Here is a 25,180-nt window from a genome sequence, read left to right on the forward strand (position 1 = left end):
CAATGGCCGGTTTTTACACCGCCGCGCTCAGCAAAACGCCGGCGCTCCATTGGCCTGGTTTGTCACCGCCATGCACAATCTATCAGCGGATGAGCGAAGGCAGGTTTCCGAAATCGCGATCGCTTGGCCCGAAATGCGCTGTTTGGATCGAATCCGAAATAGATGCTTGGATAGCGTCCGTAGCCGGCCATTAGCATCAGTTCTCACGCTTGGGCTTACGGCTGCCGGGTTGGTGATCGACTGGAGACTCTCGCCAAGCCTGCGAGCGCGTCCATCGGTTGCGGGCGAATGCACATTCGGTCTGCACGAATACCAACTCTCCGAACATTAGGTCGGCGACGAGGGGCGCTCATGCCCGATGTGTAGCGAACATCAAAATGCTGCCTAACCGCTCCGGAAGGTCTGCCAGCGAGCATGTGAAAATTGCAGTTCCCACCTCATGGCCAGCCGGTGCGGCTCTCATCTGGCTGATGGCCGGTCGGAAAAAAGCGTTCGATGATACTGTCTGCCAGTCGGGTGGGCCGGAGGGTGCCGGCATCAAGGCAGCACCAGCTCGACTTGATCTCCGCCAGCACTTCCTCGCCGCGCCGGATGACGGTCTCATAGAATGCACGCACACCCTGAACTTTTTCGAGAAGGACGGTGGCGATCACGTCATCCTCGAGGAAGGCCGGCTTGCGATAGACGATCTCGTGCTTCAGGGCGACCCACCGGTGAGCGGCCACGGCATCGGTCGGGGCGAACCGCTCCCAATGTCCGAGAACAGCCGCCTGCACCCACTTCAGGTAGCTGGCGTTGTTAACGTGTCCCATGAAGTCGATATCGGTCGGATCGATCTCGATGCGATAGCTATGCGGTAAGCTGGAAGACATGGCCTGCAATGTAGGGGGCGCACGCCGAATTGCGACCGATTCCCTCAGTCCAGCCGTGGATCGAGCGCGATACAGGCCGGGATCGTCTGGACATTGCAACTTGGAAGACAAGACCACAAACCTCGCGGTGCACCGGCGCGAAGGAACCGGTGTTTGGAAAGCGTGCCGGGAGCGCCTTGGTCTTCCCGGTAGGCGGAGGTCATGCGCGACCTATCCCGCGGGGATTGCCGCGAGGCGTTGCGCGAATTCTTGAAAGCGCTCGTGCGTGCCAGGGGGATTGCGCGCATCGATTTCCATGAACTGCTCATAGAGCCGTTCGCGTGTCTTGATCGGAAGGATTTGCTTGACCATGGGAAAGACCAACCGCTCCTCGTCACGGATATGGTGCAAGTATACTCTGGCGATCGCATCCACAGTGGTAGCGGCCAATGCGCGGGCCTTGGCCCGATCAGCCGCATATTCCCTGATCGAATCTGCAAGCTGACCGCCCAATCGCCGACTCTCCTGACGCTCCCCCAACAGCACTGCCATCGGCCGACCATGCAGTTGCAAGCCGTAGTCTATGCAGGCCGGATAGAGCACATCCTTTTCCTTGGCATGATGACAACGATCGGCAAACTCGCGCATGAAAACGACCGCTTCGCGCAGCTCGGCAACATCGACATCCCGACCCTCGCGAACGAAGTGGGCAAGGCGGCCAAGTCCCTGGATGACGCACAGAATAGTCCTGTGTTCCCGGGTCAGCATCTCGATCGCGCCGTCAGGGTTCATGGCCACAACCAGACAGGTGTTCGATGAGGGCCGGCACGCCGCCGCGATCTCAAACAGCGACGGCGATGGCGGCTGCCGCAGCCACGATCAGGGTCGCGAGGCCGACCACGCCGGCGATCTCCGGGATGGTCAGGCGGTCAATATGGTCCCGGCGAAAGCGGCGGTAATTGTCGTAGATGACGGAATTGCTGGCAAGGATGCCGACCTCGAAAGCCGTCGCCTCGCGCTTGAACCAGTTTATCAGATCGCCGAGTGCGTCTGAAGGAAGGTGAGGGTACTCGGCGAGCGCAGCTTCGATTTGCAATCGTCGCTGGTCCGCGTTGACGTCGTTGAATTGCTTATTTTCCACTTTCTTCACCGTAACTTCGATTTTTGCGTGAAGCCTTTGCTGCCTCACGCCGGATGCTCCTCGGGCCAGAGATCGCGCTCTGGGAGAGGAAGTCATCCTTTCTCCCGGCGACCGGCTCATCGTTCGGACGATGCGCGGATCACCGGGACGCGGGGGGAGGGGGCTAATCCTCAGTGGAACGCCAACTTCTCGGAAGATGCCTCGTCAATTCGACCGACACCCTTCTTCTGCGCAAGCTCACCTACCGTTCGCGCCAGCTGTTTGGCTCGGCGGAAGATCCGACCGTCCAGGCCACGGAAGCGAGGGTCAGAATAAAAGAAGCGGAACCCTCCGGGGACGCGCACTGCGACCCCGACAGTCTCCTTGTTCGTCTCCACAACGAATTGGTTTGACACAATACCTCCTCGCGTGCGGACCGCCGGGGTCATGCCGACCGCCGGTTGGACGCACACAGCAAAGATCAAGCGCGCCAATTGGCGCTACGTGGCTTGTTTGGGAGGGGCCCTAGGCGAAGGCTCGAAGCGCTACGCGCCTAGGGCAGGCAGTCGTGCGGTGCTGCTGCCAGGATGAACTTCAGAATTTATTCTCAAAGTCACCATAATGCGTTCAATATGGGGCTTCCATTGGCAATTGCAAACTTTGTGTGCCGCCCGCGGTGCTCAAACGTCTTGTGCTCGTATTCTTCGTCTCCGGGGCATCGATTGCGGTGTGGTCCGGCCTCGACTACGTCGCTGCGGCGAGCCGCCAGAATTTGGTTCGAGATGCCGAGGACCTGTCACAGCTTGTTCACCCTCTTGAGCCGATCGGAGAGCCCTTGGTTGAGGAAATGATCCCACGCGGCGGCGACGAGGCCGGTCGCCATCAGGCCAGGGACGATCGAAGTGTTGGACTGGAACGAGGGTACGCAAGAAGTCCGCGGGGGCTGGGCCTCAGCCCGCTGCAGGCATGGGCGAGGGCTGAGACCGGTAATGAGCGCGAAGCGGCGGCGACACTAGCAGTGGTTCGCCGCCGCCTTCGCCTTCCCCGATTGCTCCGCTAATGGCAAGATCACGGCGCGTCGTCTGAACCAATGATCCCGCCTTCGCCTTCCAGGCGAGCAATCTGCCGAACGTCCTGGCGTGTAAATTTGAGCCTGACGCCTTTCCCCATGCCGTCACCTTCTTCGACGATGGCCACGCCGAAATGTTCCAGGCCGCGGCTCATCGCCGCGACGTCCTCGTCCGAGTCGATCCAAGCACTCCCGCCTCGCTCGATCGATTGAAGCGCCTCGACGGAAATTCCGGCAGCGGCCGCGAAGTCCGGCTGGCTCACGCCGGCCAGCACTCGCGCCGCTGCGATAAGACGGCCGGTGAGCCCAACTCGATTATGCATCGCGCGACGCCTTTCCTTCATGGATCAAGGGCTCGTGGCGGCTCCGACCATCGGCACGGCTGCGGCTCTTGAACGCAATATTAGTGATAGATGAGGCTCAAATTATGAAGTTGTGCAAACGCGCACAACTCCTACCTTGATGACTAACGGATCTGCATTCGGGCCCGCGGTAAGACGCTCAGGGCTCGTTGTCGGAATCGATCCCTAAAGGCGCATTCCTCAGCGAATGCCCTAGCAGGGGTCTGGCGCACTGGCTTTACAGCAAGGCAGACGACTTGGGGATGTCAACTGCGCCAAATGGAGCAGTCGACGTGGCAAATACCCTGTCTAATCTTCGCGACACCGAAGCGCTTAAGCGCGCGGCGGCGCTTGCCGCCGTCACGGAGGCCGAGGACGGAATGCTCGTCGGTCTCGGTACTGGAACGACTGCTTCTGCTGTCATTACAGCGTTGGGCGAGCGGGTCGCGGACGGTCTGCGGATAGAGGTTGTCGCGACGTCGCTCGCGTCTGCTCGTGAGGCCGCGGCCGCGGGCCTGGCCGTCCGTCCGTTTGACGCACTTTCGAGCGTCGATCTTGCAATCGATGGCGCGGACGAGGTGGATCCTCATCTGCGCGCGATCAAGGGAAACGGTGGCGCCATGCTGCGCGAGAAGATCGTGGCTGCGGCGGCCGCGCACATGATTGTCATTGTCGACGCTGGCAAGGAGGTGGCTACTCTCGGCCGCGGTGCGCTTCCCGTGGAGACGCTGCCGTTCGCGGCCTGCTTTGTTTCTCGCCGCGTCGAGCAATTGGGCGCGGCCGTAAGCCTGCGCATGGCAGGCGATGTCCACTATCTGACCGACCAGCGCAATTTCGTGCTCGATTGCCGATTTGGCCCGATCCACGATCCGGAGGGACTGGCCCGCGCCCTTTCTGCCATCCCTGGCATGTTGGGCCACGGCCTGTTCCTTGATGAGATCGATGCCGCCTATGTCGGCCGAAGTGACGGAGTCACCCACCTGACCCGCCCTGTTTCGGGAGTGGTCTCATGACACGGAATGGGTCGCCGGGAAATCGGCTGGTCATCGCATCTATGAAAACCAGCGCCTTTTTTGGAGCGGCGCTCAGTCCTTCGGAGACTCAATATGACCGCCACTGATCTCCTGGATCACCCCTCTCGGTCCACTCACGAGCTTGCAATCAATACCATCCGGACGCTCTCGATGGATGCCGTCGAAAGGGCATCGTCAGGTCATCCAGGAACCCCAATGGCGATGGCGCCGCTCGGTTACACGCTGTGGTGCCGGTTCCTGCGCTATGATCCCGACCGGGCGGACTGGCCAAACCGCGACCGTTTCGTGCTTTCGGATGGGCACGCATCGATGCTGCTCTATTCCTTGATCCACCTTGCCGGGATATGCGAGATCGATGGGCAAGGCAGGGTGACGGGGCAACCGGCGGTCAGCCTCGCGGACATCAGGCAATTTCGTCAGCTATCCTCGAAGACACCCGGACATCCGGAATATCGGGTGACCACGGGCGTGGAAGTGACCACCGGCCCGCTGGGGCAGGGCTGTGCCAATTCGGTCGGGATGGCGATTGCCGAACGCTGGCTGGCTGCGCAGTTCAATCGCGATGGCGCCATCCTGTTCGACCATGACGTCTATGTGCTGTGCAGCGATGGCGATATGATGGAGGGCGTGGCCAGCGAAGCGGCATCGCTCGCCGGCCATCTCGAACTGTCGCACCTCTGTTGGATCTACGACAACAACCGCATCACCATCGAAGGCGACACTCGGCTTGCGTTCAGCGAGAACGTTGGGACTCGTTTTCGCGGCTACGGGTGGAATGTCCTGCATGTCGACGATGCGAATGACACCGAGACGATTGCGCGCGCGATCGCGGCCTTTCAGGAAAGCACGGACGCGCCGACGTTAATTGTGGTCGATAGCGTCATTGGCTGGGGTTCGCCGATCGCCGGCACCGCCAAGGCGCATAGTGATCCCATGGGGGCACAAGCTATTCGGCAAACAAAGCGAGCCTATGGCTGGCCCGAGGATGCGCAGTTCCTTGTTCCGCCTGGAGTGGCGGAGCATTTCCGGGCCAGCCTCGCCGAACGGTCTCGACCGCTGCGTGAGGCCTGGGAAACGACTCGGTGTCGCTATCGCGACCAACATCCCGAGCTGGCGGCGCAGTTGGAATCGCTGCTTCGCGGCAAGTTGCCCGACGGCTGGGGCCGCGATCTGCCGTTGTTTGAAGCCGACGTGGTGGGGATCGCGTCGCGTGACGCTGGCGGGAAAGCCCTGAACGCCATCGCTCAGAAGGTGACCAGCCTGGTCGGGGGCGCCGCGGATCTCGCCCCATCCACCAAGACCCGGTTGACGTTCGAGGGTGCCGGCGATCTCGATGCAGTGAATCGGGGCGGGCGGAATATGCACTTCGGCGTGCGCGAGCACGCGATGGGTGCGATCGCCAACGGTATGGCCCTTTCATATCTCAGGCCTTTCGCCGCGACCTTCCTCGTCTTTAGCGACTATATGCGTCCACCCATTCGGCTCGCTGCGATCATGGAGCTGCCGACGATTTTCGTATTCAGTCACGATTCGATCGGAGTGGGCGAGGATGGGCCGACGCACCAGCCGGTGGAACATCTGGCGGCGCTGCGCGCCATTCCCGGCCTCAACGTCATCCGGCCCGCCGACGCCAACGAGACCGTGGAAGCCTGGCGGGTGGCAATGGCGCAGAGTAAAATGCCCACCTGCATCATCCTGTCGCGACAAAAGCTGCCGACGATCGATCGCGACCGCTATGCCTCGGCGGATAAGCTCGCCAGCGGCGCCTATGTGCTGGCGGACGCGGGCGGTGGCGATCCGGATCTGATCCTAATCGCCACGGGGAGCGAGGTTTCGCTGGCGCTTGGTGCGCACGAATGGCTTGTGGCCGATGGCGTCCGTTCGCGCGTCGTCTCGATGCCATCCTGGGAATTGTTCGATAAACAGCCGCGTCGCTATCGCGATACGGTACTGCCGCCTTCGGTCCGCGCCCGCGTCGCGGTGGAGCAGGCGGGCTCGCTCGGCTGGGACCGCTATGTCGGGCTCGCCGGCGCGACCGTGACGATGAGCAGCTTCGGCGCATCCGCGCCGCTGGCGAGGCTGCAGGAGAAGTTCGGCTTCACCATCGACAATGTCGTCAACGTGGCCCGGAGCGTAATGCTGGCGGAGACGAGGTGATGACCAATCGATTGCACACGCTCGAGGCTGAGGGACAAGCGGTCTGGCTGGATTTTCTGGACCGCCGCTTCCTCGCCGAGGGAGGGCTCACACGGTTGATTGACCAGGACGGCGTGACCGGCATCACATCAAATCCGTCAATTTTCGAAAAGGCGATCGCTCATGGCCGCGACTACGACACGGATATCGCAGCGCTTCTTGATCGGGATCAACCAACCGTAAGTCAGATTTACGAGCATCTGGCGATTACCGACATCCAGGCCGCTGCCGACGCGCTGCGGCCTGTCTACGACCGACTGGACGGCGCCGATGGCTTTGCCAGTATCGAGGTTTCGCCTTTTCTGGCGCGCTCTTCCCAGGGAACGATCGATGAGGCTCGCAGGTTGTGGGGGGCTGTCAACCGGCCCAACCTCATGGTGAAGGTCCCGGGCACGGAGGAAGGAGTGACCGCCGTCCGCGCGCTGACTGCTGAGGGGATCAACGTCAATATCACCCTTCTGTTCGCGGTCGATATGTACCAGGCGGTGGCGGAAGCTTTCATTGCGGGCCTCGAGGACCGGATCGCCAGGGGCGAGGAAATTTCGCGCATTTCTTCGGTGGCGAGCTTCTTCGTCAGCCGCATCGACACGAAGATCGATGCAACGATCGATGCCCGCGGGAAGGCGGGCGATGCCGAGTCCGAAGCGCTCGCCGCCCTGCGCGGCAAGGTCGCGATCGCTAACGCCAAGCTGGCCTATCAATATTATCTTGAGCTGACCGCAAGCGGCCGATGGAAGGCGTTGGCGGCGAAGGGTGCACGGCCGCAACGGCTGCTCTGGGCTTCGACCGGCACGAAGGACCCGGCCTATAGTGACGTGCTTTATGTGGAGACGTTGATTGGGCGCGACACGATCAACACGATGCCGCTCAAGACGATCGAGGCCTTTCTCGATCATGGCGTTACCAGCCAATCACTGACCGCGGATGTCGATGGCGAACGCCAGGTCTTATCAAGGGCCGAGAGTTTGGGCCTCGACCTGGCTGGAGTGACGAACGCATTGGTCATCGAAGGTATCGAGAAATTCGCGGAAGCCCTCGACGCGCTGTATGCCGCTATCGCTGAGACGCGCTGCGACCTGCTGGGCGAAAGAATCAACGGCCTCGAGGCAAGCCTGCCTGCGGCGTTGCGCGACTTGGTTGACAGGAGACTGGAACATGCCCGGGCCGATCGCTGGCCGCGGCGGCTATGGGCGGGCGATGCCACCCTTTGGACGGATACGGATGAGAGCCACTGGTTGGGCTGGTTGGTTGCTGGACGCGGCGAAAAGGTCGGCTTGCAAGACCTGCTGTCATTCGCCGCCGAGGCGCGCAGCTACAAGGACGTAGTGCTGCTCGGCATGGGCGGATCGAGCCTTGGGGCCGAGGTGATCGGCCGCGTGCTGGGCAGCGCACCCGGTCATCCGGCGCTACATGTGCTAGACAGCATCGACCCCCATCAGATCCGCACCGTTACCGACGCGATTAACCCGGCGACGACCTTGTTCATCGTCTCGAGCAAATCCGGTTCGACGATGGAGCCGGAGCTGCTGCGCGAATATTTCTCTGAACTGGTCGAACAAGCGGTGGGCGCGGGCGAGGCGGGGAAACGCTTCGTGGCCATCACGGACCCTGGTTCAGCGCTGGAAGTGATCGCGCGGGCCAAGGCTTTCGGTCATGTTTTTGCCGGCGATCCGGCAATTGGCGGTCGCTACTCGGTGCTATCGGCGTTCGGTATGGCGCCGGCCGCGGCGATCGGCGTCGACGTGACGCGGTTCATCGCGGTCACGCGGGCCATGGTTGCCTCCTGCGGCGCCGACGTTCCGCCGGTGGCGAATCCCGGCATCCGGCTTGGCGCAATCATCGGCGAGGCGGCCAAAGGCGGGCGCAATAAGCTGACCATTTTGGCAAGCGAGCGACTGAAGCCGTTTGGCGCATGGCTCGAGCAGCTGCTGGCGGAATCGACCGGCAAGCAAGGCAGGGGCATTGTCCCTGTGAACCTTGAGTCAGCCGGCGAGCCGGCGGCCTACGGTGATGACCGTCTGTTCGCGTACCTCAAGCTCACCGGCGACGATGATGCGGAACTCGAGGCTCGCCTCTCGGCTCTGGAAGCGGCCGATCAGCCAATAGTGCGGATCTCGCTCGCCGGTATCGACCGGATCGGACAGGAATTCTTCCGCTGGGAAGTCGCGACTGCGGTCGCGGGTGCGGTCATCGGGATTGATCCGTTCGATCAGCCCGATGTGGAGGCCGCCAAGGAGAAGACCCGCGCGCTCGTCGACGCCTACGAACGGACTGGCTCGCTCGATACGCGCACGTCCGTTTTGCGCGAGGGGCCGTGCAGCTTCTTTGCAGATCAAAGTGCCGAGGATGGCGTGGCGCTGCTCAAGGCGCATTTTGGCGCGCTCGAGCCTGGCGGTTATGCGGCTTTTCTCGCCTATATCGAGCGCAACGATGCGCACGAGGCAGCGCTGAAAAAAATTCGCCTCGTGGTGCGTGATGCGCGGCGGGTCGCAACAGTGGTTGGCTTCGGGCCGCGCTTTCTCCATTCGACCGGGCAAGCATACAAGGGCGGCCCAGCGGGCGGCGTGTTCCTCGAAATCACCCGTGATGCCTTTCCCGATCTGGCCATCCCCGGCCGCCGAGCAAGCTTCGGCACCGTCCAGCTGGCGCAGGCGCTCGGCGATCTCGACGTGCTGGCCGAGCGCGGGCGGCGATGGCTGCGTGTTCATATCGACGGTGAGGAGGAGGAAGGGCTCGTCTATCTGGGCCGGCTAATCGCCGCTGCGCTCGCCTGAAATTCGGGAGGAAGTTGACAACATGCGCATTGGCATCATCGGACTGGGCCGCATGGGCGGCAACATTGCGCGTCGATTGATGCGCGGTGGGCATGAAGCCGTGGCGTGGGACCACGGGGTACAGGCAATCGAGGCCGTTGCGGCCGACGGCGCCACAGCGGCCGCCTCGCTCGAGGACATGGCCGGCAAGCTGACAGCACCCCGGATTTTCTGGCTGATGCTGCCGGCCGGCGAGCCGACCGAGCAGACCATAGCAGCGCTCGGGAGGATCGCCGCACCGGGCGATATCATCGTCGATGGCGGCAACAGTTTCTACAAGGACGACATTCGCCGCGCGAAAGCACTCGCAACGTGCGGAATTGATTATGTCGACGTCGGCACCTCTGGAGGTGTCTGGGGTCTTGAGCGCGGCTATTGCATGATGATCGGCGGACCGGATGAGGCGGTTCGCAGGTTGGATCCGATCTTCGATGCGTTGGCGCCCGGCCTGGGGAACATACCTCGCACCAATGGCCGTGACGGGCCCGACGATCGTGCCGAACGCGGCTATGTCCATGTTGGGCCGGCGGGTGCGGGGCATTTCGTCAAGATGGTCCACAACGGGATCGAATATGGCCTGATGCAAGCCTATGCCGAGGGGTTCGATATCCTGAAGGGCAAGGCTTCCGACAAACTTCCCGAAGACGAGTGTTATACGATCGATCTGCCGGACGTGGCGGAAGTTTGGCGGCGCGGCAGCGTCATCTCGTCCTGGCTGCTCGACCTGTCTGCCGCCGCGCTCGCGCGGGACCACACGCTCGAAGGATACAGCGGCCGTGTCGCGGATAGCGGCGAGGGGCGCTGGACGATCGACGCGGCGATGGAAGAGGCGGTGCCGGCCTATGTGCTCTCGGCAGCGCTCTTCGCCCGCTACCGGAGCCGTGTGGACACGACATTTGGCGACAAGCTGCTATCCGCTATGCGTTTCGGATTCGGTGGCCATGTCGAGATCCCGCAATGACTGGAAAGCCAGAACAGGCACCAGCGGTCACACTCGTGATTTTCGGGGTGATGGGAGACTTGGCGCGCCGATTGTTGGTGCCCGCTCTCGCCAATCTTCGGCGCGAAAACCTTGTTGGGGGTGACCTGCATATACTTGGCATCGGGTACGAGGACACTGATGACGAGGCACTGCGCACCCATCTCGACGAGTTCGTCGATCCCGTCGGACCGAGCTGGGCAGACCTGCGCGGTCGGATCACCTATCTAAAGGGAGATTTCGAAGACGATGCTACCTATCGATCGCTGAAGGAGAAACTCGGCGAAACAGGCAATGCTGCCTTTTATCTCGCTACCCCTCCAGATTATTTCGGCACTATTATTGAGAAGCTCGCCGCAGCCCGCATCCTCGAGCAAGGCGGAGGCTTTCGCCGCGTGCTGATCGAGAAGCCGTTCGGTCACGATCTTGCCTCGGCGCGTGCGCTCAACTGCCGCATCCTGAAACGGATAGGTGAGCCCCAAATATATCGGATCGATCATTACCTGGGCAAAGAAACCGTCCGGAACATCCTCGTCGCCCGGTTTGCCAATCCGATGATCGAGGCGGTGTGGAACAATCGCTATGTCGATCATGTCCAGATCACGGCTGCAGAGACCGTTGGAGTTGGTCGGCGGGGGAGGTTCTACGATGCGACCGGGGCTCTGCGTGACATGGTTCCAAACCACCTGTTCCAGCTGCTCGCGATGGTCGGGATGGAACCGCCTAATAGCTTCGCCGCAGAGGCGATCCGTACCGAAAAGACGAAAGTGATTGAGGCCATCCGTGCGCTCTCATCCGCGCAGGTCATGACCGATGTCGTCCGCGGCCGCTATGGTGCGGGACGCATCGATGACGGGCCGCGCGTCGCTTATCCAGACGAACCGGACGTCGATCCAGAGACCCGCACCGAGACCTACGTCGCGATGAAACTGTGGATCGACACCTGGCGCTGGTCTGGAGTGCCGTTCTACCTGCGCACAGGCAAGGCGATGGCAGCGCGCGACACGGAAATCGTGATTGAGTTCAAGCCGGTCCCTTGCGCTCTGTTTCGTCATTCGGGCGTGACGAGTCTGCCGTCCAATCGGCTCATTATTCAGATCCAGCCCAATGAGGGTGTCACCTTCGATTTCCTTGCCAAGCTACCGGGACCGGCGATCGAGACGACGCCGGTCAGCATGGATTTCCGCTACGCCGATCATTTCACGCTTGGCAGGCTGACCGGCTACGAGACGCTGCTTTACGACATGATGATCGGCGACCAGACGCTGTTCCAGCGGCGGGACGGTATCGAGGCTGGCTGGGCGGCCGTGCAGCCGATCCTCGACGCCTGGAGCGGTGAACGCGGGCGGCCGCAGGACTACCCAGCAGGCAGCGAAGGGCCGGCGAAGGCCGAAGCGCTGCTCGCGCGGGACGGTCGCGCCTGGCACGGACTTCAGACATGAGCGCCAAAATTCGTCTTCTGGTGTCCGATATCGACGGTACGCTGGTGCGCGACGACAAGACGCTTTCCGATGCCAATCATGCTGCGATTCGCGCGCTGGTGACCGACGGTGTGGCGGTGACGTTGATCAGTGCGCGGCCGCCTAGCGGCATGCTGTGGTTGGCTGAAGAACTGGGCCTCACCGGGCCGATGGGCGGGTTCAATGGCGGTACCGTGTTCGATCGAGATGGCACAATCCGTTTTGCGCATCGCCTCGACGCCGTCGATGCTGGGGCGATGCTACGGCTGATTGACCGACCGGGAATTACCCGGTGGGTATCCGCCGACGGTACCTGGTTCACAACTGATCTCGACGATCGGCATCTCGCCCGCGAGCGTCTTGCGTCTTGCCTGGAACCGGTGATGCGGACGGACTTCGCGGAGCTTGGCGGGAGGATCGACAAGATCGTCGCGGTCACCGACGATAGCGAACTGCTCGGGAAACTGGAGGCGGAGGCAAGGGCTGCGATCGGTCTCCGCGCGACGATCGCCAGGTCCCAGCCATATTATCTCGATATCACCCATCGACTGGCGAACAAGGGCGACGGCATCGCCGCACTAGCCAAGTCCGCTGGATTTAACCTCGCGCAAGTTGCTGCGCTCGGCGACATGCCCAACGATCTGCCAATGTTCGCGCGCGCGGGCCTGTCAGTGGCGATGGGGCAGGCGCCGGCGGAAGTGCAGGCCGCCGCTGACGCCACAGCCGCGACCAACGAGCAGGACGGGGTAGCGGACGCTATCATGCGCTTCGTCCGTCCCCGGATCGACACGCCATGAGCCGGTCATGATTGGGGTCCGGCGTTACCGACGATAGAAAGCGATCGCCCGATGCTCAAGAGCCCACAATCTCCGTCGCCAGAGCCACTCCGCGCGAAGCTTAGCGATGCTGACGACCGCATCCGACTCAATCACTGGATGCCCCCACAACAGGGGATCGCCCCACGGATCCGTATTGGTCGGCACTGGATCAATACGCTTTGGGGCCTGCCGATCGGGACTGCAGCGTTGCTATTGTTGATCGCTCTCGCGCAGAGTCTGCGCGAGCTGCCGGCGGTGGCTGCTTTTATCCAGCAGCATCCCGGCATTGCCCAATCCGCGCCGTCGGTAGACTCGGGTTTCCCGTGGTGGCTGCAACTCCAGCACTTCCTCAATATGCTTTTCATGCTGTTCATCATCCGGGCGGGTTTGCAAATCCTGGCCGATCATCCTCGGCTCTACTGGGGTCGGGACTGCACGCCAGGAAGTGAGTGGTTCCGCTTCCAGCTTCCTGTGCCCAAGGACCGGGTCTGGACTGCCAAGGATGATTCGGTCACGCTGCCGACGTGGCTCGGTATTCCTGGGCTTCGTCACACGCTCGGCCTCGCGCGGTGGTGGCATTTCGCGATCAACCTGCTGTGGCTGATCAACGGCATTGTCTTTTACGCGTTGCTATTTTCCACCGATCAGTGGCGCAGACTGGTCCCGCTGACATGGGAAGTGTTTCCGGCCGCGCTCTCGACGGCGATCCAATATGCCTCGCTGAACTTCCCCGTCGACCATAGCTGGACACGCTACAACGGCCTGCAGCAACTTAGCTATTTCATCACGGTGTTTGTCGCAGCGCCGCTCTCGATCGTCACCGGGCTGATGCAGAGCCCGGCGATCTCCAACGCGCTGGGCTGGTTTGGTCGACTATTCAACAGGCAGGCGATGCGCTCCGTTCACTTCCTCTCGTTCGCCTGGTTCGTGGGTTTCATCCTGGCGCACGGTGTCATGGTGTTCGTCACCGGCCTCAGACAGAATACCAATCATATGTTTGGCGGCGTTGATGACGCCTCCTGGACGGGGTTTCCGCTGTTCGCATTGGCTATGGCGATATTGGTGGCCTGTTGGCTCGTCGCTTCGCCGTTCACCCTTCGATATGCCCGCCTCGTGCTGACTGCCGGAAGGTTCATGGTTGGTTGGATCATGGGGCTGGCTGAAGGCTGGGACCCACGCTCGCAACTCACCAGAAAGGACATCTCTCCCTTCTTCTGGCTGAACGGCACGATGCCAGCCTCAAAGGAGTTCGATGCTCTCGTGGCGGACGGTTTCGCAAGTTACAGGCTGCGGATCAGCGGTCTGGTCGAGTCCCCGCAGGAACTTTCCCTGGCTCGTCTCAAGGCAATGGCGAAACAGGAACAGATCACCACGCACTTCTGCATCCAGGGCTGGTCGGGTGTCGCCGAATGGGGCGGTGTGCCTATGCGCGACATCCTGGATTTGGTGAAACCGACGCCCGAAGCGCGCTTCGCCGTCTTCTACTCGCTTGCCGACGGCGCCGACGGCGGCCGCTACTATGACGTCCATAAGATCGAGAACATGCGCCACGAGTTGACCATCCTTGCCTACGAGATGAATGGCGCACCTGTAAGCGTCCTGCACGGCGCACCTTTGCGGCTGCGCTGCGAGAACGAGTTGGGCTTCAAAATGGTCAAATGGATCGCGGCGATCGAATTTGTCGCCGACTTCACCGATCTTGGCGCAGGCCAGGGCGGCTATAATGAGGATCATGAGTTTTACGGCTACCGGATGCCGATCTGATCCTGTCAGCCAAATCGGGCCGCGGTGAGACGTCCGCCGCCCGGATCACGTCAGGGCTTAGCGGTAATGATTGCCGCTATGACGGCTGCACAGACGCCAAGCTTGCGATCGGCTGGCGCGTCAAGATCGTGACTGTCATCACATGATGGTTTTGAAAGATTAGAATCAATAATATTGCCATCAATGTGCAATAAATAGCGATTGTCTTATTTTATAATAGGGCGCACGATCACTCCGTAAAAGCTTCACATTCTGGCCGCTATATCTGGGTTGAGTTGCATCGTCCCTCTGGGGATTTTTCATTTTGCGTTGTGAAGTATACTGGAAAGGATGTGCTTGGAGGAGATCATGATAAGTTCTCTATTGTTGGCAGATATCATTGGAACCTTGCTCATTGTTCTTGGCCTGGTGACGTTAGCGGGCGAGTTGTTCTCGCCGTCACATGGCGCTCTCGCGCTGGGCGGTATGATCGGGCTCTTCCTCGGCGCGGCCATTCTCAATGAGCCTGATCTGGCGGCGAATGGTGTCGGACCATTGTTGATCTCCACGGCAATCCTGGTTTTCGGACTTGCCATTTTAGTGGCCTGGGCGGCCGCAGCTATCCAGCGCCGGCGGGTTGTTACGGGCCAGGAAGCGCTGATCGGCGCAATCGGGCGTGTGCTCAGCTGGGATGGTGGCGATGGCCATATCTTCGTCCACGGCGAGCGCTGGCGAGCATCAGGCGGACCAGTAGTAGCGAATGGATCGGTGCGCGTTGTTGGAATCGACGGACTTACATTAGCGGTCGAGCCCACCCACGCCCCGGGACGCAGCCAAGACCGGCGGAAATCGTGATGGAGATTGAGATGGACAGTTTGGGCAACCTTGTCTTTTACGTTCCGGCAGCCGTCTTCCTACTCGTGCTCGTCGCCTCCGCCGTCCGAATTTTACGGGAATATGAACGAGGCGTGGTTTTCACATTGGGCCGTTTTACTGGCGTAAAGGGTCCGGGCATTATTCTGCTCGTGCCCCTGGTACAGCAAATGGTCCGGATGGATCTGCGGACGATTGTTCATAGTGTGCCCACGCAAGATGTGATTTCGCGCGATAACGTATCCGTGAAGGTGAATGCTGTGATCTACTTTCGGGTCGTTGACGCTGAGCGCGCAACGATTCAGGTCGAGAACTTCATGCAGGCAACAAGTGAGCTTGCCCAAACGACTCTTCGTTCGGTGCTTGGTAAGCACGAACTCGACGAGATGCTTGCCGAACGCGATAAGCTAAATGCTGACGTGCAGGAAATTCTCGATGCTCAGACAGACGCATGGGGCATCAAGGTCGCAAACGTAGAAATCAAACATGTCGACATAGACGAGTCCATGGTGCGGGCGATCGCCCGGCAAGCCGAAGCAGAGCGCGAGCGTCGCGCCAAGGTGATCAACGCCGAGGGCGAGCAGCAAGCTGCACAGAAGTTGCTTGAGGCCGCCGAGATCCTCGCCCAACGGCCAGAGGCGATGCAGCTTCGCTATCTATCAACGTTGAACGTGATTGCGAACGAGCGGAGCAACACCATCGTCTTCCCATTCCCGATAGATATGAAGGACCTACTGAGGTCTGTCTTGGGCGAACCAACGAAGCAAAAATCCACCCAGTGAAGAGCAGTCACGGTTCGGCGCCTGTTGAATTCGGCTGACTTTCTTCAGCTAGCGCTCGCACGAGATTGAGGATCGCGACATTCTCGGTGACCGCAGTCCCATCGTTGAACATGAGCCCAAGCACATAGCTCCTGGGAATGATTACGTTATGGTCGAGCCCTGCTCGACTGCGAGCCCAATCGGTTGGGCCGGCCCGCCTGTGGCGATTGCTGGTCAGAGAGCAGTTCCTCCCCGCGAATGAAAGCGAGTATGCCGGCATTCACGGTCTCGGGTTGGGTGTGGCACCCGCTGTGCGGCAAATCCTTATAGGTCTTGCGCGTGCCGTTCCTCAGTACCTTTACTGTCAGAGGTGCAGATAGTGGGTTGCACGCGAATGTCCGCCAAGCAAAGCGCGATGTTCTCAGATATCGCCTTATGGAGCGTTTCGCCTCGGGTGATTGTGCGAGCTCGTCACCCGGCGTCTCGCTGACGAAGCTGGGGCAGCCCGTGCCATGCATTCCTATTTCGAACGACTATCGCGCCCGACATCGTTTAACCCATTGTCACCAGGACCTCGTGACTCTTGCCGTCATCTGGCAGATCGAAGCGGAGCGGCCGCTCGGTGACGCGGGTACCATCCATCGACGCTGAGGCTATCCCCTTGGCGACACCGTCGGGGTTGTCGACACGAATGGCGAAGCGCGTTGATCCGCGGCGCAAAGCGAGTTCGAAGCCCGGCCAGCCGTTTGGAATGCAAGGATCGAGACGGAGCGACGACCCGTCTAAACGCAAACCCAATATCTCTTCCATTCCGGCGCGATACAGCCAGGCGGCCGAGCCCGTGTACCAGGTCCAGCCACCGCGACCCAGGTGATCCGCCGCCGCATAAACATCAGCTGCGATGACATACGGCTCGACCTTGTAACGGCGAAGGTCCGAGCGGCTGCGGGCATGGTTGATCGGGTTGAGCAGCGAAAAGAGACCCGCTGCCTTTCCTCCTTCGCCGAGCCGTGCGAGGGCGATGACCGACCAGATGGCGCCGTGCGTATATTGGCCGCCATTCTCGCGGATGCCCGGCGGATATCCTTTGATGTAGCCAGGATCGTGGGGGATCCGATCGAAGGGCGGGGTGAACAGCAAGGCCAGCCCTTCATCGTCGCGGATGAGCTCTCGCTCGACTGCCGCCATAGCCTTTCTAGCGCGCTCGGGGCTCGCTACGCCCGAAATGACCGCCCAGGATTGTGCAATGGAATCAATCCGGCATTCCTCGCTTGTCGCCGAACCGATCGCGGTTCCGTCGTCAAACCATGCTCGCCGATACCAAGCCCCGTCCCAGGCATTTCCTTCCAGCGCCTCCTGCAGCGCCGAAGCCTCGTCTCGCCATTTCGACGCGCGCGCCTCGTCGCTCCGCGCCTCCGCTATCGCCGCAAATGCGGTAAGAGAGATGTGCGACAACCATGCGAGCCAGACGCTCTCACCCTTCCCGCCTTCGCCGACCCGGTTCATGCCGTCATTCCAGTCGCCGCTTCCGATCAAAGGGAGACCGTGAGCACCCCGTGCCAGGCTGGCGTCGAGCGCCAGCGCACAGTGCTCGTAAACGCTTGCTGTTCGGTCCGAGACCGTGGGGGCGAAGAAGCTGTCCTGCTCCTCGTGCTTCAATCGCGGCCCATCCAAAAATGGAACGATCTCATCGAGAAGCGAAGCATCGCCGGAGGCGTCGAGATAATGTGCGACGCAAAAGGCCAGCCAGAGCCGGTCGTCGGAGATCCGGGTGCGGACGCCCTGGCCTGAATGTGGGAGCCACCAGTGCTGGACGTCGCCCTCGGCGAATTGACGGCCTGCGGCGCGCAACAGGTGTTCTCGCGCCATGGACGGAGCGATGGCGGCAAGCGCCATCCCGTCCTGGAGCTGATCGCGAAAGCCATAAGCACCGCTCGCTTGATAGAAGCCCGACCTGGCCCAGAGCCGGCATGCGATTGTTTGGTAGAGCAGCCAGCCGTTGAGCATGATATCCATGGAGCGGTCCGGCGTCTTGACTCGCACAATGCCGAGACGTTCTTCCCACTGTTCCCGGATCGCGGCCAGTTCGGCGTCGAGATCCGCGCGGCGATAGCGGGTAACCAGCGCGGCAGCCTCATCCGCCCCGCCGGCATCGCCGAGAAACATCACGATCTCGGTTTCTGCTCCCGGCGCGAGCTCGATGGTTGTTGTCATCGCGCCGCATGGGTCGAGGCCGGCGCCGACCGCGCCTGACAAGGGTCCGGTCACGGACAGTCCGGCGGGATCGGACAGGCAGCCATTGCGGCCGATGAATTCGCGGCGGTCCGCCGTCCAACTCTTCTGTCGACCGCCCATGTCGAGAAACGCCACCCGATCGGCGAAAGCCGCGTTCCACGGATTGCGAGCGAACATGGCCCCTGTGAGCGGGTCGATCTGGGTGTAAACATATGGAGCCGCAGCCGCGCGCGATGTGCCAAGCACCCACTCCACATAGGTTGTGACCGACAAGCGGCGCGGACGCTTTGTGTCGTTGCGAAGCTTCAAGCGCGTGATCCTGATCGGATCTGCCGAGGGCACGTAGGTGATCAGCTCCGATACTATGCCGCGCGCGGCATGCTCGAACCGGCTGTAACCCCAACCATGGCGAGCGACGTAGACCCCCATGTCGTCGCGAATGGGAAGCGCGGTCGGGCACCAGAGATCGCCCGTGTCCTCGTCTCGCAGATAAATTGCTTCGCCGGAACGGTCGCTGACGGGATCGTTGGACCAAGGAGTTAGCTGATGCTCGCGGCTGTTGACCGACCAGGTAAAGCCGCAACCCTCCGCCGAGACCTGAAACCCGAAGCTGGGGTTGGAAATGACGTTGATCCACGGCGCGGGTGTCGATTGGCCAGGGCCGAGGGTGACGACATATTGGCTGCCTTCTTCCGCGAAACCCCCGATCCCGTTGAAATATTCGAGTTTGGGTCCTGGCCCAGCCTCCGGGGGGGACGCGCTTGGGACTGCGATCTTACGCCGCGGGAGGAGGGGAGGGATAGGCTGCTTGATGCGGTTGAGTTGCTCGACGAGACCGCCGCCGTCCCCGCTCAGGCGTACCCGCGCGGCAGATGCGAGCAAGGCGCAGGTGTCGGGCGAAACAAGGTCGGCCCGGAGGATGAACACCTGCCCCGTCACGCCTTCCTCGGAGGCCGGTGGGCGAGCTTGGCTGGTGCGCAGAGTGTTTTCAAGCGCAGCTTGCAAGTCCTGGACATAGGAGGAAGCTCGTTCATTGAGAATGACAAGATCGACTTCGAGCCGGCGGCTTCGCCAATATTCCATGGCCTGTAGCAGTTGATGCACGAGGCCTATGTCCTCGACGTTTGCGACGCGCAGCAGGATGATCGGCAGGTCGCCCGAAATGCTTTGAGGCCAGAGGCCTGATTGCGAGCCTGCGCCCCGGATTATCACATCCGAAGACGGCCGCAGAGAAGACCCGGCAAATATGAGATGGCCGGCGAGGCGCTGGAACTCGTTTGCCTCGTCGCGTTCGATGCCCAGGTGATGGAGCTGAATTTGTCCCTGTGTCCAGGCAAGCGTTACGGCCCGGTCGAACGCACTGATGTCATTGGTTTTATCGATTGCATCGAGCAGGTTTTCCCGCGAATCCGCCACAACCGTCCAGAAGTCGATGCGCACGGCAGCGCCGGGGCCGAGGCGTACCCGCCTGCGCAGGACGAAGACGGGATCAAGGACCGCGCCAGTCGAACGCGACAGGAGGCGGCCATCTATAGCTGCTGCTGGGGAACGAAGGCCAAGCCCCCGACCGAGAAAGCGCGCGCGGTCGGTCTCGAAATCGGCATTCCCCACGCCCTCTCCCGAGGCGACGGAGTGATGCGCGGCCCAGATTTCGGTTTCGTCCGGCGAACGACGCCGACGTGTGGCCAGGATCGCGCCGAAGCGCGCGACATATTCGGTTTCGACAAAGAGTTTCGAGAAGACGGGATGGGCGATATCCGCCGATTGGGGGGCAATGGCGATTTCTGCGTACGTCGTGACTTCAATCTCTCTTGGTCGCTTGCCATTGTTAGTGAGCGTGAGACGGCGGACCTCGGCGTCGTCCTCGGTCGAGACGACCACCTCGAGCGTCGTATGGAGATCGCCGTCCTGGCGTGAAAACGTCGCCCGCTCCTCGCTGAACTCGACGGAATAATGATCTGGCTCAGCGCATGTCGGCTGGTAGGTTGCTGACCACAGCATGTCGCTCTCGACATCTCGCAGATAGATGTACGAGCCCCAGTCATCGCAGGTAGCGTCCTCGCGCCACCGCGTGACGGCCAAGTCGCGCCAGCGGCTGTACCCCGATCCGGCGGCTGTAAGCATGACACTGTAGCGTCCATTGGACAGGAGATGCGTAGCCGGGGAGACCGCATGGGGGTCGACTTGCCGCCAGGCAGCCATCGCTGCGAACTCGCGGATCTTGGTGTCGGGCTTGGCGTCGCTCGCCCACGACGGTGGCGCTGCGATCTCGCGGGGCATGCGTTCGTGCAGGAGCAATTCGGCCGCGCGCACGAGGGGGGCGGCATGGAACCGTTTGCGCATCAACCCGCCAAGCAGAGTGTCGGCAAGCGCGACGACGGTCATGCCCTGGTGATGGGCCATGAAGGCTTGGACGACCGCAACGTTCTGCCCATCCGACAGTCGGCGCGGTGTGAAGTCGAGCGCTTCGAAGTATCCGAACCGACCGCAGGCGCCGTAATCTGCTAAACGTCTGAAATTGCGTGCCGCGGCAACCGGATCGATTATCGCGGCAAGCGCGGTAGCGTAGGGTGCGACCACCGCGTCCTCACCCAGGCCGCGTTTGAGTCCCAGGCCCGGAATGCCGAAGTTGGAATATTGATAGGTGAGATGCAGGTCGCGAGCATTGTACGCGGACTCGGAAATGCCCCAGGGCATCGCCAGCGCTTTGGCATATTCGATCTGTCTGCGGATTATGGCTCGATTAGTTCGGCCAATAATGCTTTCGCTCGGTGCGCGCATGATCAGGGCCGGCATGAGGTACTCGAACATCGAGCCGGACCAGGACAGCAAGGCCGAGCCGCCGGCGACTGGAGTGACGCCATGGCCAAGCCGGAACCAATGCCGGGCGGGTAGGTCTCCCTTGGCGATAGCGATGAAGCTGGCGAGACGGGCTTCTGACGCGAGCAGATCGTAGCAGCTTTCGTCCAATGCGCCATCGCGGACGACGAATCCGACGGAAAGGAGCTGTCGCTCTTCATTCAAGAGGAAACCGAACTCCATGGTCATTGCCATCTCACGCGCCGTGCGGCCGATGGCCGCTAAGCGCGGCGCGAGATCGTCGTCGGCGGAAAGGTCGCGTTGGTGGCTGGCGATCGAATGGCATACCGCCTGTGCCCAGAAGAGAATATCGGCAGCATCCTCGCCGCGCTCGACCGCGAATGCTTTGGCAACATCGACGAGAAGTTCGGCCGGTGCTGCGAGCCGGTCGAGGCGAGCGGCTAGAGATCCGCCGTGGAGAGGACTGATCTGCGCGAGAATGAGTGCCACCGCTTCATCGAGCTGACGCCAAGTGACAGTCTCGGTGCGTCGGCGGTCCCGAAGCGTGTCGACTTCTTCCCGCACGAGCGAAAGCGCGTCGACGATACCTGCAATACGCTTCGCATCGACAAGGGGCCGCCTGCTCCAATCCTCGCAGGCGCCGGCGAGCGCGATGAGATGGCCCGCCAGATTGCCGCTATCGACAGATGACACGTATTGCGGATCGAGCGCGCGCAGACTTTCCGTGTCATACCAGTTGTAGAAATGACCGCGGTACCGATCGAGATGGGCCATGGTCGTCGTCGTCGCTTCGAGCCGCTCGATCATATCCAGCGTGCCGATCCAGCCAAAATCGTGCGCGCTCGCTGTCGACAAGAGATAAAGGCCTATATTAGTCGGGGAAGTGCGCCTGGCGAGAACCGGCGATGGCGCCTCCTGGAAATTGTCCGGAGGAAGCATGTGGTCGTTCGCGGTGACGAAGGTCTCGAAATAGCGCCAGGTACGCCGAGCAGTCAGTCGAAGCGCCTGCCGATCGCGCTCCGCCAATAGAGGCTCTGCCACCGCGCTCGATGGCCGGCTCACCCATCGCGCGACCGCAGGGGAAATGATCCAAAGGATCGCGAAGGGTGCGGCCAGATATACCGTTCGATCGCCAAAGAGGCCCGTTCCCGCGATTGCGAGGGCGCCGGTCACGACCGCGCCCGCCATCCACCTGTAATAAGCGCCGATAGTCGGATCGGAGCCGATCGTCGCCTGGGCCGCCGGGGTCCACTGCAGGAGATTCCGCCGGGTGATGAACAATCGAATTAGAGTGCGAATGACCGCATCGGCCATCAGCCATGCTTGATGCGCGAGGAGTATCACGATCAGCAGAATCTGCGAGAGTGCGCTGCCAAGATCGGAGAGGGTTCTCGCGAAATGCGCCCTCGTGCGGATGCCGGGATGCCTGGCTCCGGCGGCGGCCAGGACCGGCGACAGGCTCGGCAAGGCGATCATCGCCAGGAAGAACAGTGTCCAAACCACGGCGGCTTCGAACGGCAATGCCCAGCCCGCCAACAGCGCCAGGACGCACGTCAAAGGCGTGACCGACCGCCGTAGATTGTCGACCATCTTCCAGCGGCCGCTTGCCGGCATCTTGGCGGGCATGCGCCGGGATTTCCCGAGGAGTGTGTTCCAGCCAAGAATCCACGGCAGCAATTGCCAGTCGCCCCGAGCCCAACGATGGTAGCGCAGCGATGCGACGTCATAGCGGGCCGGGTAGGATTCGACGACTTCTACGTCGGAGGCGAGACCAGCGCGGCCGAATACGCCTTCGAATAGATCGTGGCTGAGCAGGGTGGAGTCGGGCACGCGATCGGCAAGCACGGTCTCAAACGCGACAACCGCGTAGATGCCCTTCCCAGCGTAGGAGCCTTCGCCGAAAAGGTCCTGATAAACGTCAGAAACGGCTGCGGAATAGGGATCGATGCCGTTGGGACTGGAAAAGACGCGCTGATATGCCGAGCCTTCGTCTCCGACGGGAAGGTTAGGGGTCACGCGTGGCTGAAGAATGGAGTAGCCCGCGATGACACGGCGCGTGACGGGATCGATGACCGGTTCGTTCAAGGGATGGGCCATCTTGCCGATCAGCCGCCGGACAGTATCCGGGGGAAGGCGCGTGTCTGCGTCGAGAGTGATGACATAGCGAACGCCCTCGGGCGCCGTCGGCCGCCGCCCGTCGAGGCCCACGAAAGTCGTATCATCGGAGCCGCAGAGCAGCCGGTTGAGCTCATGGAGCTTGCCGCGCTTGCGTTCCCATCCGATCCACAGGCGCTGGCTCTCGTTCCAGACGCGGCGGCGATGGAACAGCAGGAATCTGTCACCACCGGGCGCCGGCGGATGTCGGCGGTTCAGACCGGCGACGGCGTCGATCGCCGTCTGCAACAGAATCTCGTCGCCCTCGATCGACTCGTTTGCCGCATCGGGCCAGTCCGAGAGGAGCGCGAACTGGATGTCGCCGCTCACGCTCGCGAGATGATGGATTTCCAACCGCTCGACTTGCTCGATGATCGCTTGGGGGCGGGTTAGCAGCGTTGGAACGACTACGAGGGTGCGCAGATGGCTGGGCACCCCGTTGCGGAGTTCCAGACCGGGGATCTGCGTCACGCCGAATTGGCGGGTGACGCCTTGGTTCACGAGCGACACCGCTGAATCGATCGCCGGCACTGTGCCCAGCAGCCCGAGCACGCCGAGCAAGATCCAATCCATGCTCGCTTCGATATGGAAAAGGACCGGGAATCCGAGCAGCAGCAATGCGACGAGTGCTCCCGCGCCTGCGTAGCCTCCGACGCCGAGGGCCCGGTAGGCGCGGCTGACGATCGTCCACAAGGGCGGCCGGAAGCCCATGGCGGCTTCGAACTTCGGTCGGCCTTCTGCGGTCAGATAGTAGCCTGGATCCTTGTGCCGGGGTTCGGTCGCGGCGGCCGCGGCTTCGGCCGCGCGGCGTGCGACCTCCACCTCGTCATAGTCCGACCCGCGGGCGAGCTGCTCGACCGATGTGCGGTAGAGGTTGCGTGTCGCAAAATCCATGCCGGCGAAATCGCAGCCTTTGGCGAGCATGGGATCGACCAGAGAAACGCGTTCGAAGATGACGGCCCAGTCCACATCAGAAATGTGCCGCATGCTGGTGATGATGTTTCGCACCGTCACATTCGCCGCGATCTGCCTTTCCTGCTCATCATGGATAGCGCTGTCCATTGTCCGGCCGTCCTCAGCGAGGCGCTGATCGAGGCGACCGAGCATGGCGGTGAGGGCTGGGTTCTGATCCCTCAGCCGATGGATCAGCTGAAGCGCCAGTGCGTCTGAGGGCGCGGCCGGACCGAGTAGGTCAATCAAGCCGTCTTCCGACTGGTCGGCGCCGGAGGCGCTCAACAGCCGGTCGGCGATCTCATCCGCCATGCGGCGTTCGTCTCGGCTGTAGACTATCCGCTCTGCGATCCGCCGAAGGTTCTCAATCAGGATGACACGCAACGTGATTGCGGAGGCCCACAGCTCCCCGATCGTTAGCGGCTGCACTTCCTGGTAGGCGCGGATGAAGGCGCACCAAGTGGTGCTGTCGAAGCGACTGTCGGTGTGCGCGACGAACGCCCATACGAGGCCGAAGACTCTTGGCAAGCCTGCGAAAGGACCATCGGCGAGCTTGGGCAATTGTCGGTAGTAGCGTGGTGGAAGATCGAGCCGGACCTCTCGGATCTGGCGTTCGACAAGGTGGAAGTTGTCGATGAGCCATTCTGCGGCCGGGGTGATGGCCGCCTTGTCCTCGACCGCAGAACAGATGGAACGGTACGAAGCGATCAAGCTCGCTTCGTTGGCTGCAAGCCGGTCGAGCAAGGGATGGCCCAGCTGCCGGCTAGGCTTGACGGCCTGTGTGAGCGCCAAGCTTTGCGCATGCTCCTCCAAGCGCTCGAGGCTGAAGATCGGTTCGCGAATGGCGGCCGTGTCATCCCATGGTGGTTTTGGCGCCGCGCGGTTCACCAGTCTCCCGAAGAGATGCGCGACGTCAAAAGTCCATGTGGACGGTCTCGCCCTAGTGACCTCACCATGCTTCC

General features: G+C 61.7%; 15 protein-coding genes. 10 read left to right on the plus strand and 5 right to left on the minus strand.

Annotated elements, in window-relative coordinates:
• Positions 1-2 precede the first annotated feature (2 nt).
• A complete protein-coding gene (locus AAC640_RS18385) occupies positions 3-194 on the plus strand; it encodes a helix-turn-helix transcriptional regulator (protein ID WP_422794998.1) in 192 nt (63 codons plus the stop codon).
• Positions 195-437: 243 nt separating this feature from the next.
• Here the strand turns inward: AAC640_RS18385 and AAC640_RS13610 are convergent, their stop codons facing one another.
• The 4 genes from AAC640_RS13610 to AAC640_RS13625 all read right to left on the minus strand — a co-directional run bounded on the left by AAC640_RS13610 (position 438) and on the right by AAC640_RS13625 (position 3,384).
• Positions 438-872, minus strand: coding sequence for an acyl-CoA thioesterase (locus AAC640_RS13610; protein ID WP_340267300.1), 435 nt, complete (start codon positions 870-872; stop codon positions 438-440).
• A gap of 210 nt (positions 873-1,082) precedes the next feature.
• Entirely contained in the window at positions 1,083-1,643 is a 561-nt protein-coding gene (locus tag AAC640_RS13615; protein WP_340267140.1) for a hemerythrin domain-containing protein, read from the minus strand.
• A gap of 49 nt (positions 1,644-1,692) precedes the next feature.
• Positions 1,693-2,001 carry a hypothetical protein gene (locus tag AAC640_RS13620; protein ID WP_340267142.1) on the minus strand — a complete coding sequence of 103 codons (309 nt, stop codon included), beginning with the start codon at positions 1,999-2,001 and terminating at the stop codon, positions 1,693-1,695.
• A 1,038-nt stretch (positions 2,002-3,039) separates the two neighbouring features.
• On the minus strand, positions 3,040-3,384 hold the full coding sequence (locus AAC640_RS13625; protein WP_340267144.1) for a helix-turn-helix domain-containing protein: 345 nt from the start codon (positions 3,382-3,384) through the stop codon (positions 3,040-3,042).
• Between the two features lie 167 nt (positions 3,385-3,551).
• Between AAC640_RS13625 and rpiA the strand changes: the two genes are divergently transcribed.
• The 9 genes from rpiA to AAC640_RS13670 all read left to right on the plus strand — a co-directional run bounded on the left by rpiA (position 3,552) and on the right by AAC640_RS13670 (position 16,079).
• Positions 3,552-4,394, plus strand: a complete 843-nt coding sequence (gene rpiA / locus AAC640_RS13630) for a ribose-5-phosphate isomerase RpiA (RefSeq protein WP_340267146.1) — start codon at positions 3,552-3,554, stop codon at positions 4,392-4,394.
• Between the two features lie 93 nt (positions 4,395-4,487).
• Complete coding sequence (tkt, locus tag AAC640_RS13635) at positions 4,488-6,572, plus strand: transketolase (protein WP_340267148.1); 2,085 nt, start codon at positions 4,488-4,490, stop codon at positions 6,570-6,572.
• Positions 6,572-9,385, plus strand: coding sequence for a bifunctional transaldolase/phosoglucose isomerase (locus AAC640_RS13640; protein ID WP_340267150.1), 2,814 nt, complete (start codon positions 6,572-6,574; stop codon positions 9,383-9,385). Before tkt ends, AAC640_RS13640 begins: the two co-directional genes overlap by 1 nt.
• Position 9,386: 1 nt before the next feature.
• Positions 9,387-10,385: a phosphogluconate dehydrogenase (NAD(+)-dependent, decarboxylating) gene (gene gnd / locus AAC640_RS13645; protein ID WP_340267301.1), complete on the plus strand. Its 999-nt coding sequence runs from the start codon at positions 9,387-9,389 to the stop codon at positions 10,383-10,385.
• Positions 10,382-11,845: a glucose-6-phosphate dehydrogenase gene (gene zwf, locus AAC640_RS13650; protein ID WP_340267152.1), complete on the plus strand. Its 1,464-nt coding sequence runs from the start codon at positions 10,382-10,384 to the stop codon at positions 11,843-11,845. The genes gnd and zwf overlap by 4 nt, the downstream gene beginning before the upstream one ends.
• Complete coding sequence (locus AAC640_RS13655; protein ID WP_340267154.1) at positions 11,842-12,660, plus strand: Cof-type HAD-IIB family hydrolase; 819 nt, start codon at positions 11,842-11,844, stop codon at positions 12,658-12,660. Before zwf ends, AAC640_RS13655 begins: the two co-directional genes overlap by 4 nt.
• 51 nt (positions 12,661-12,711) lie before the next feature.
• Positions 12,712-14,445, plus strand: a complete 1,734-nt coding sequence (locus AAC640_RS13660) for a molybdopterin-dependent oxidoreductase (protein WP_340267156.1) — start codon at positions 12,712-12,714, stop codon at positions 14,443-14,445.
• A gap of 336 nt (positions 14,446-14,781) precedes the next feature.
• The gene (locus tag AAC640_RS13665) at positions 14,782-15,279 is read left to right on the plus strand and encodes an NfeD family protein (protein ID WP_340267157.1); all 498 of its coding nucleotides are present in this window, start codon (positions 14,782-14,784) and stop codon (positions 15,277-15,279) included.
• Positions 15,280-15,290: 11 nt separating this feature from the next.
• A complete protein-coding gene (locus tag AAC640_RS13670; RefSeq protein WP_340267303.1) occupies positions 15,291-16,079 on the plus strand; it encodes a slipin family protein in 789 nt (262 codons plus the stop codon).
• A gap of 531 nt (positions 16,080-16,610) precedes the next feature.
• Here AAC640_RS13670 and AAC640_RS13675 read toward each other — a convergent pair.
• Positions 16,611-25,010: a GH36-type glycosyl hydrolase domain-containing protein gene (locus AAC640_RS13675; RefSeq protein ID WP_340267159.1), complete on the minus strand. Its 8,400-nt coding sequence runs from the start codon at positions 25,008-25,010 to the stop codon at positions 16,611-16,613.
• Positions 25,011-25,180 lie beyond the last annotated feature (170 nt).

This window comes from Sphingobium mellinum (assembly GCF_037860795.1).
Lineage (GTDB): Bacteria > Pseudomonadota > Alphaproteobacteria > Sphingomonadales > Sphingomonadaceae > Sphingobium > Sphingobium mellinum.

What these genes read in the sequence shown, in the direction of transcription:
- AAC640_RS18385 (WP_422794998.1), top strand. Translation starts at nt 3, where the DNA reads ATGGCCGGTTTTTACACCGCCGCGCTCAGCAAAACGCCGGCGCTCCAT.
- AAC640_RS13610 (WP_340267300.1), bottom strand. Translation starts at nt 872, where the DNA reads ATGTCTTCCAGCTTACCGCATAGCTATCGCATCGAGATCGATCCGACC.
- AAC640_RS13615 (WP_340267140.1), bottom strand. Translation starts at nt 1,643, where the DNA reads ATGAACCCTGACGGCGCGATCGAGATGCTGACCCGGGAACACAGGACT.
- AAC640_RS13625 (WP_340267144.1), bottom strand. Translation starts at nt 3,384, where the DNA reads ATGAAGGAAAGGCGTCGCGCGATGCATAATCGAGTTGGGCTCACCGGC.
- tkt (WP_340267148.1), top strand. Translation starts at nt 4,488, where the DNA reads ATGACCGCCACTGATCTCCTGGATCACCCCTCTCGGTCCACTCACGAG.
- AAC640_RS13640 (WP_340267150.1), top strand. Translation starts at nt 6,572, where the DNA reads ATGACCAATCGATTGCACACGCTCGAGGCTGAGGGACAAGCGGTCTGG.
- zwf (WP_340267152.1), top strand. Translation starts at nt 10,382, where the DNA reads ATGACTGGAAAGCCAGAACAGGCACCAGCGGTCACACTCGTGATTTTC.
- AAC640_RS13655 (WP_340267154.1), top strand. Translation starts at nt 11,842, where the DNA reads ATGAGCGCCAAAATTCGTCTTCTGGTGTCCGATATCGACGGTACGCTG.
- AAC640_RS13660 (WP_340267156.1), top strand. Translation starts at nt 12,712, where the DNA reads ATGCTCAAGAGCCCACAATCTCCGTCGCCAGAGCCACTCCGCGCGAAG.
- AAC640_RS13670 (WP_340267303.1), top strand. Translation starts at nt 15,291, where the DNA reads ATGGACAGTTTGGGCAACCTTGTCTTTTACGTTCCGGCAGCCGTCTTC.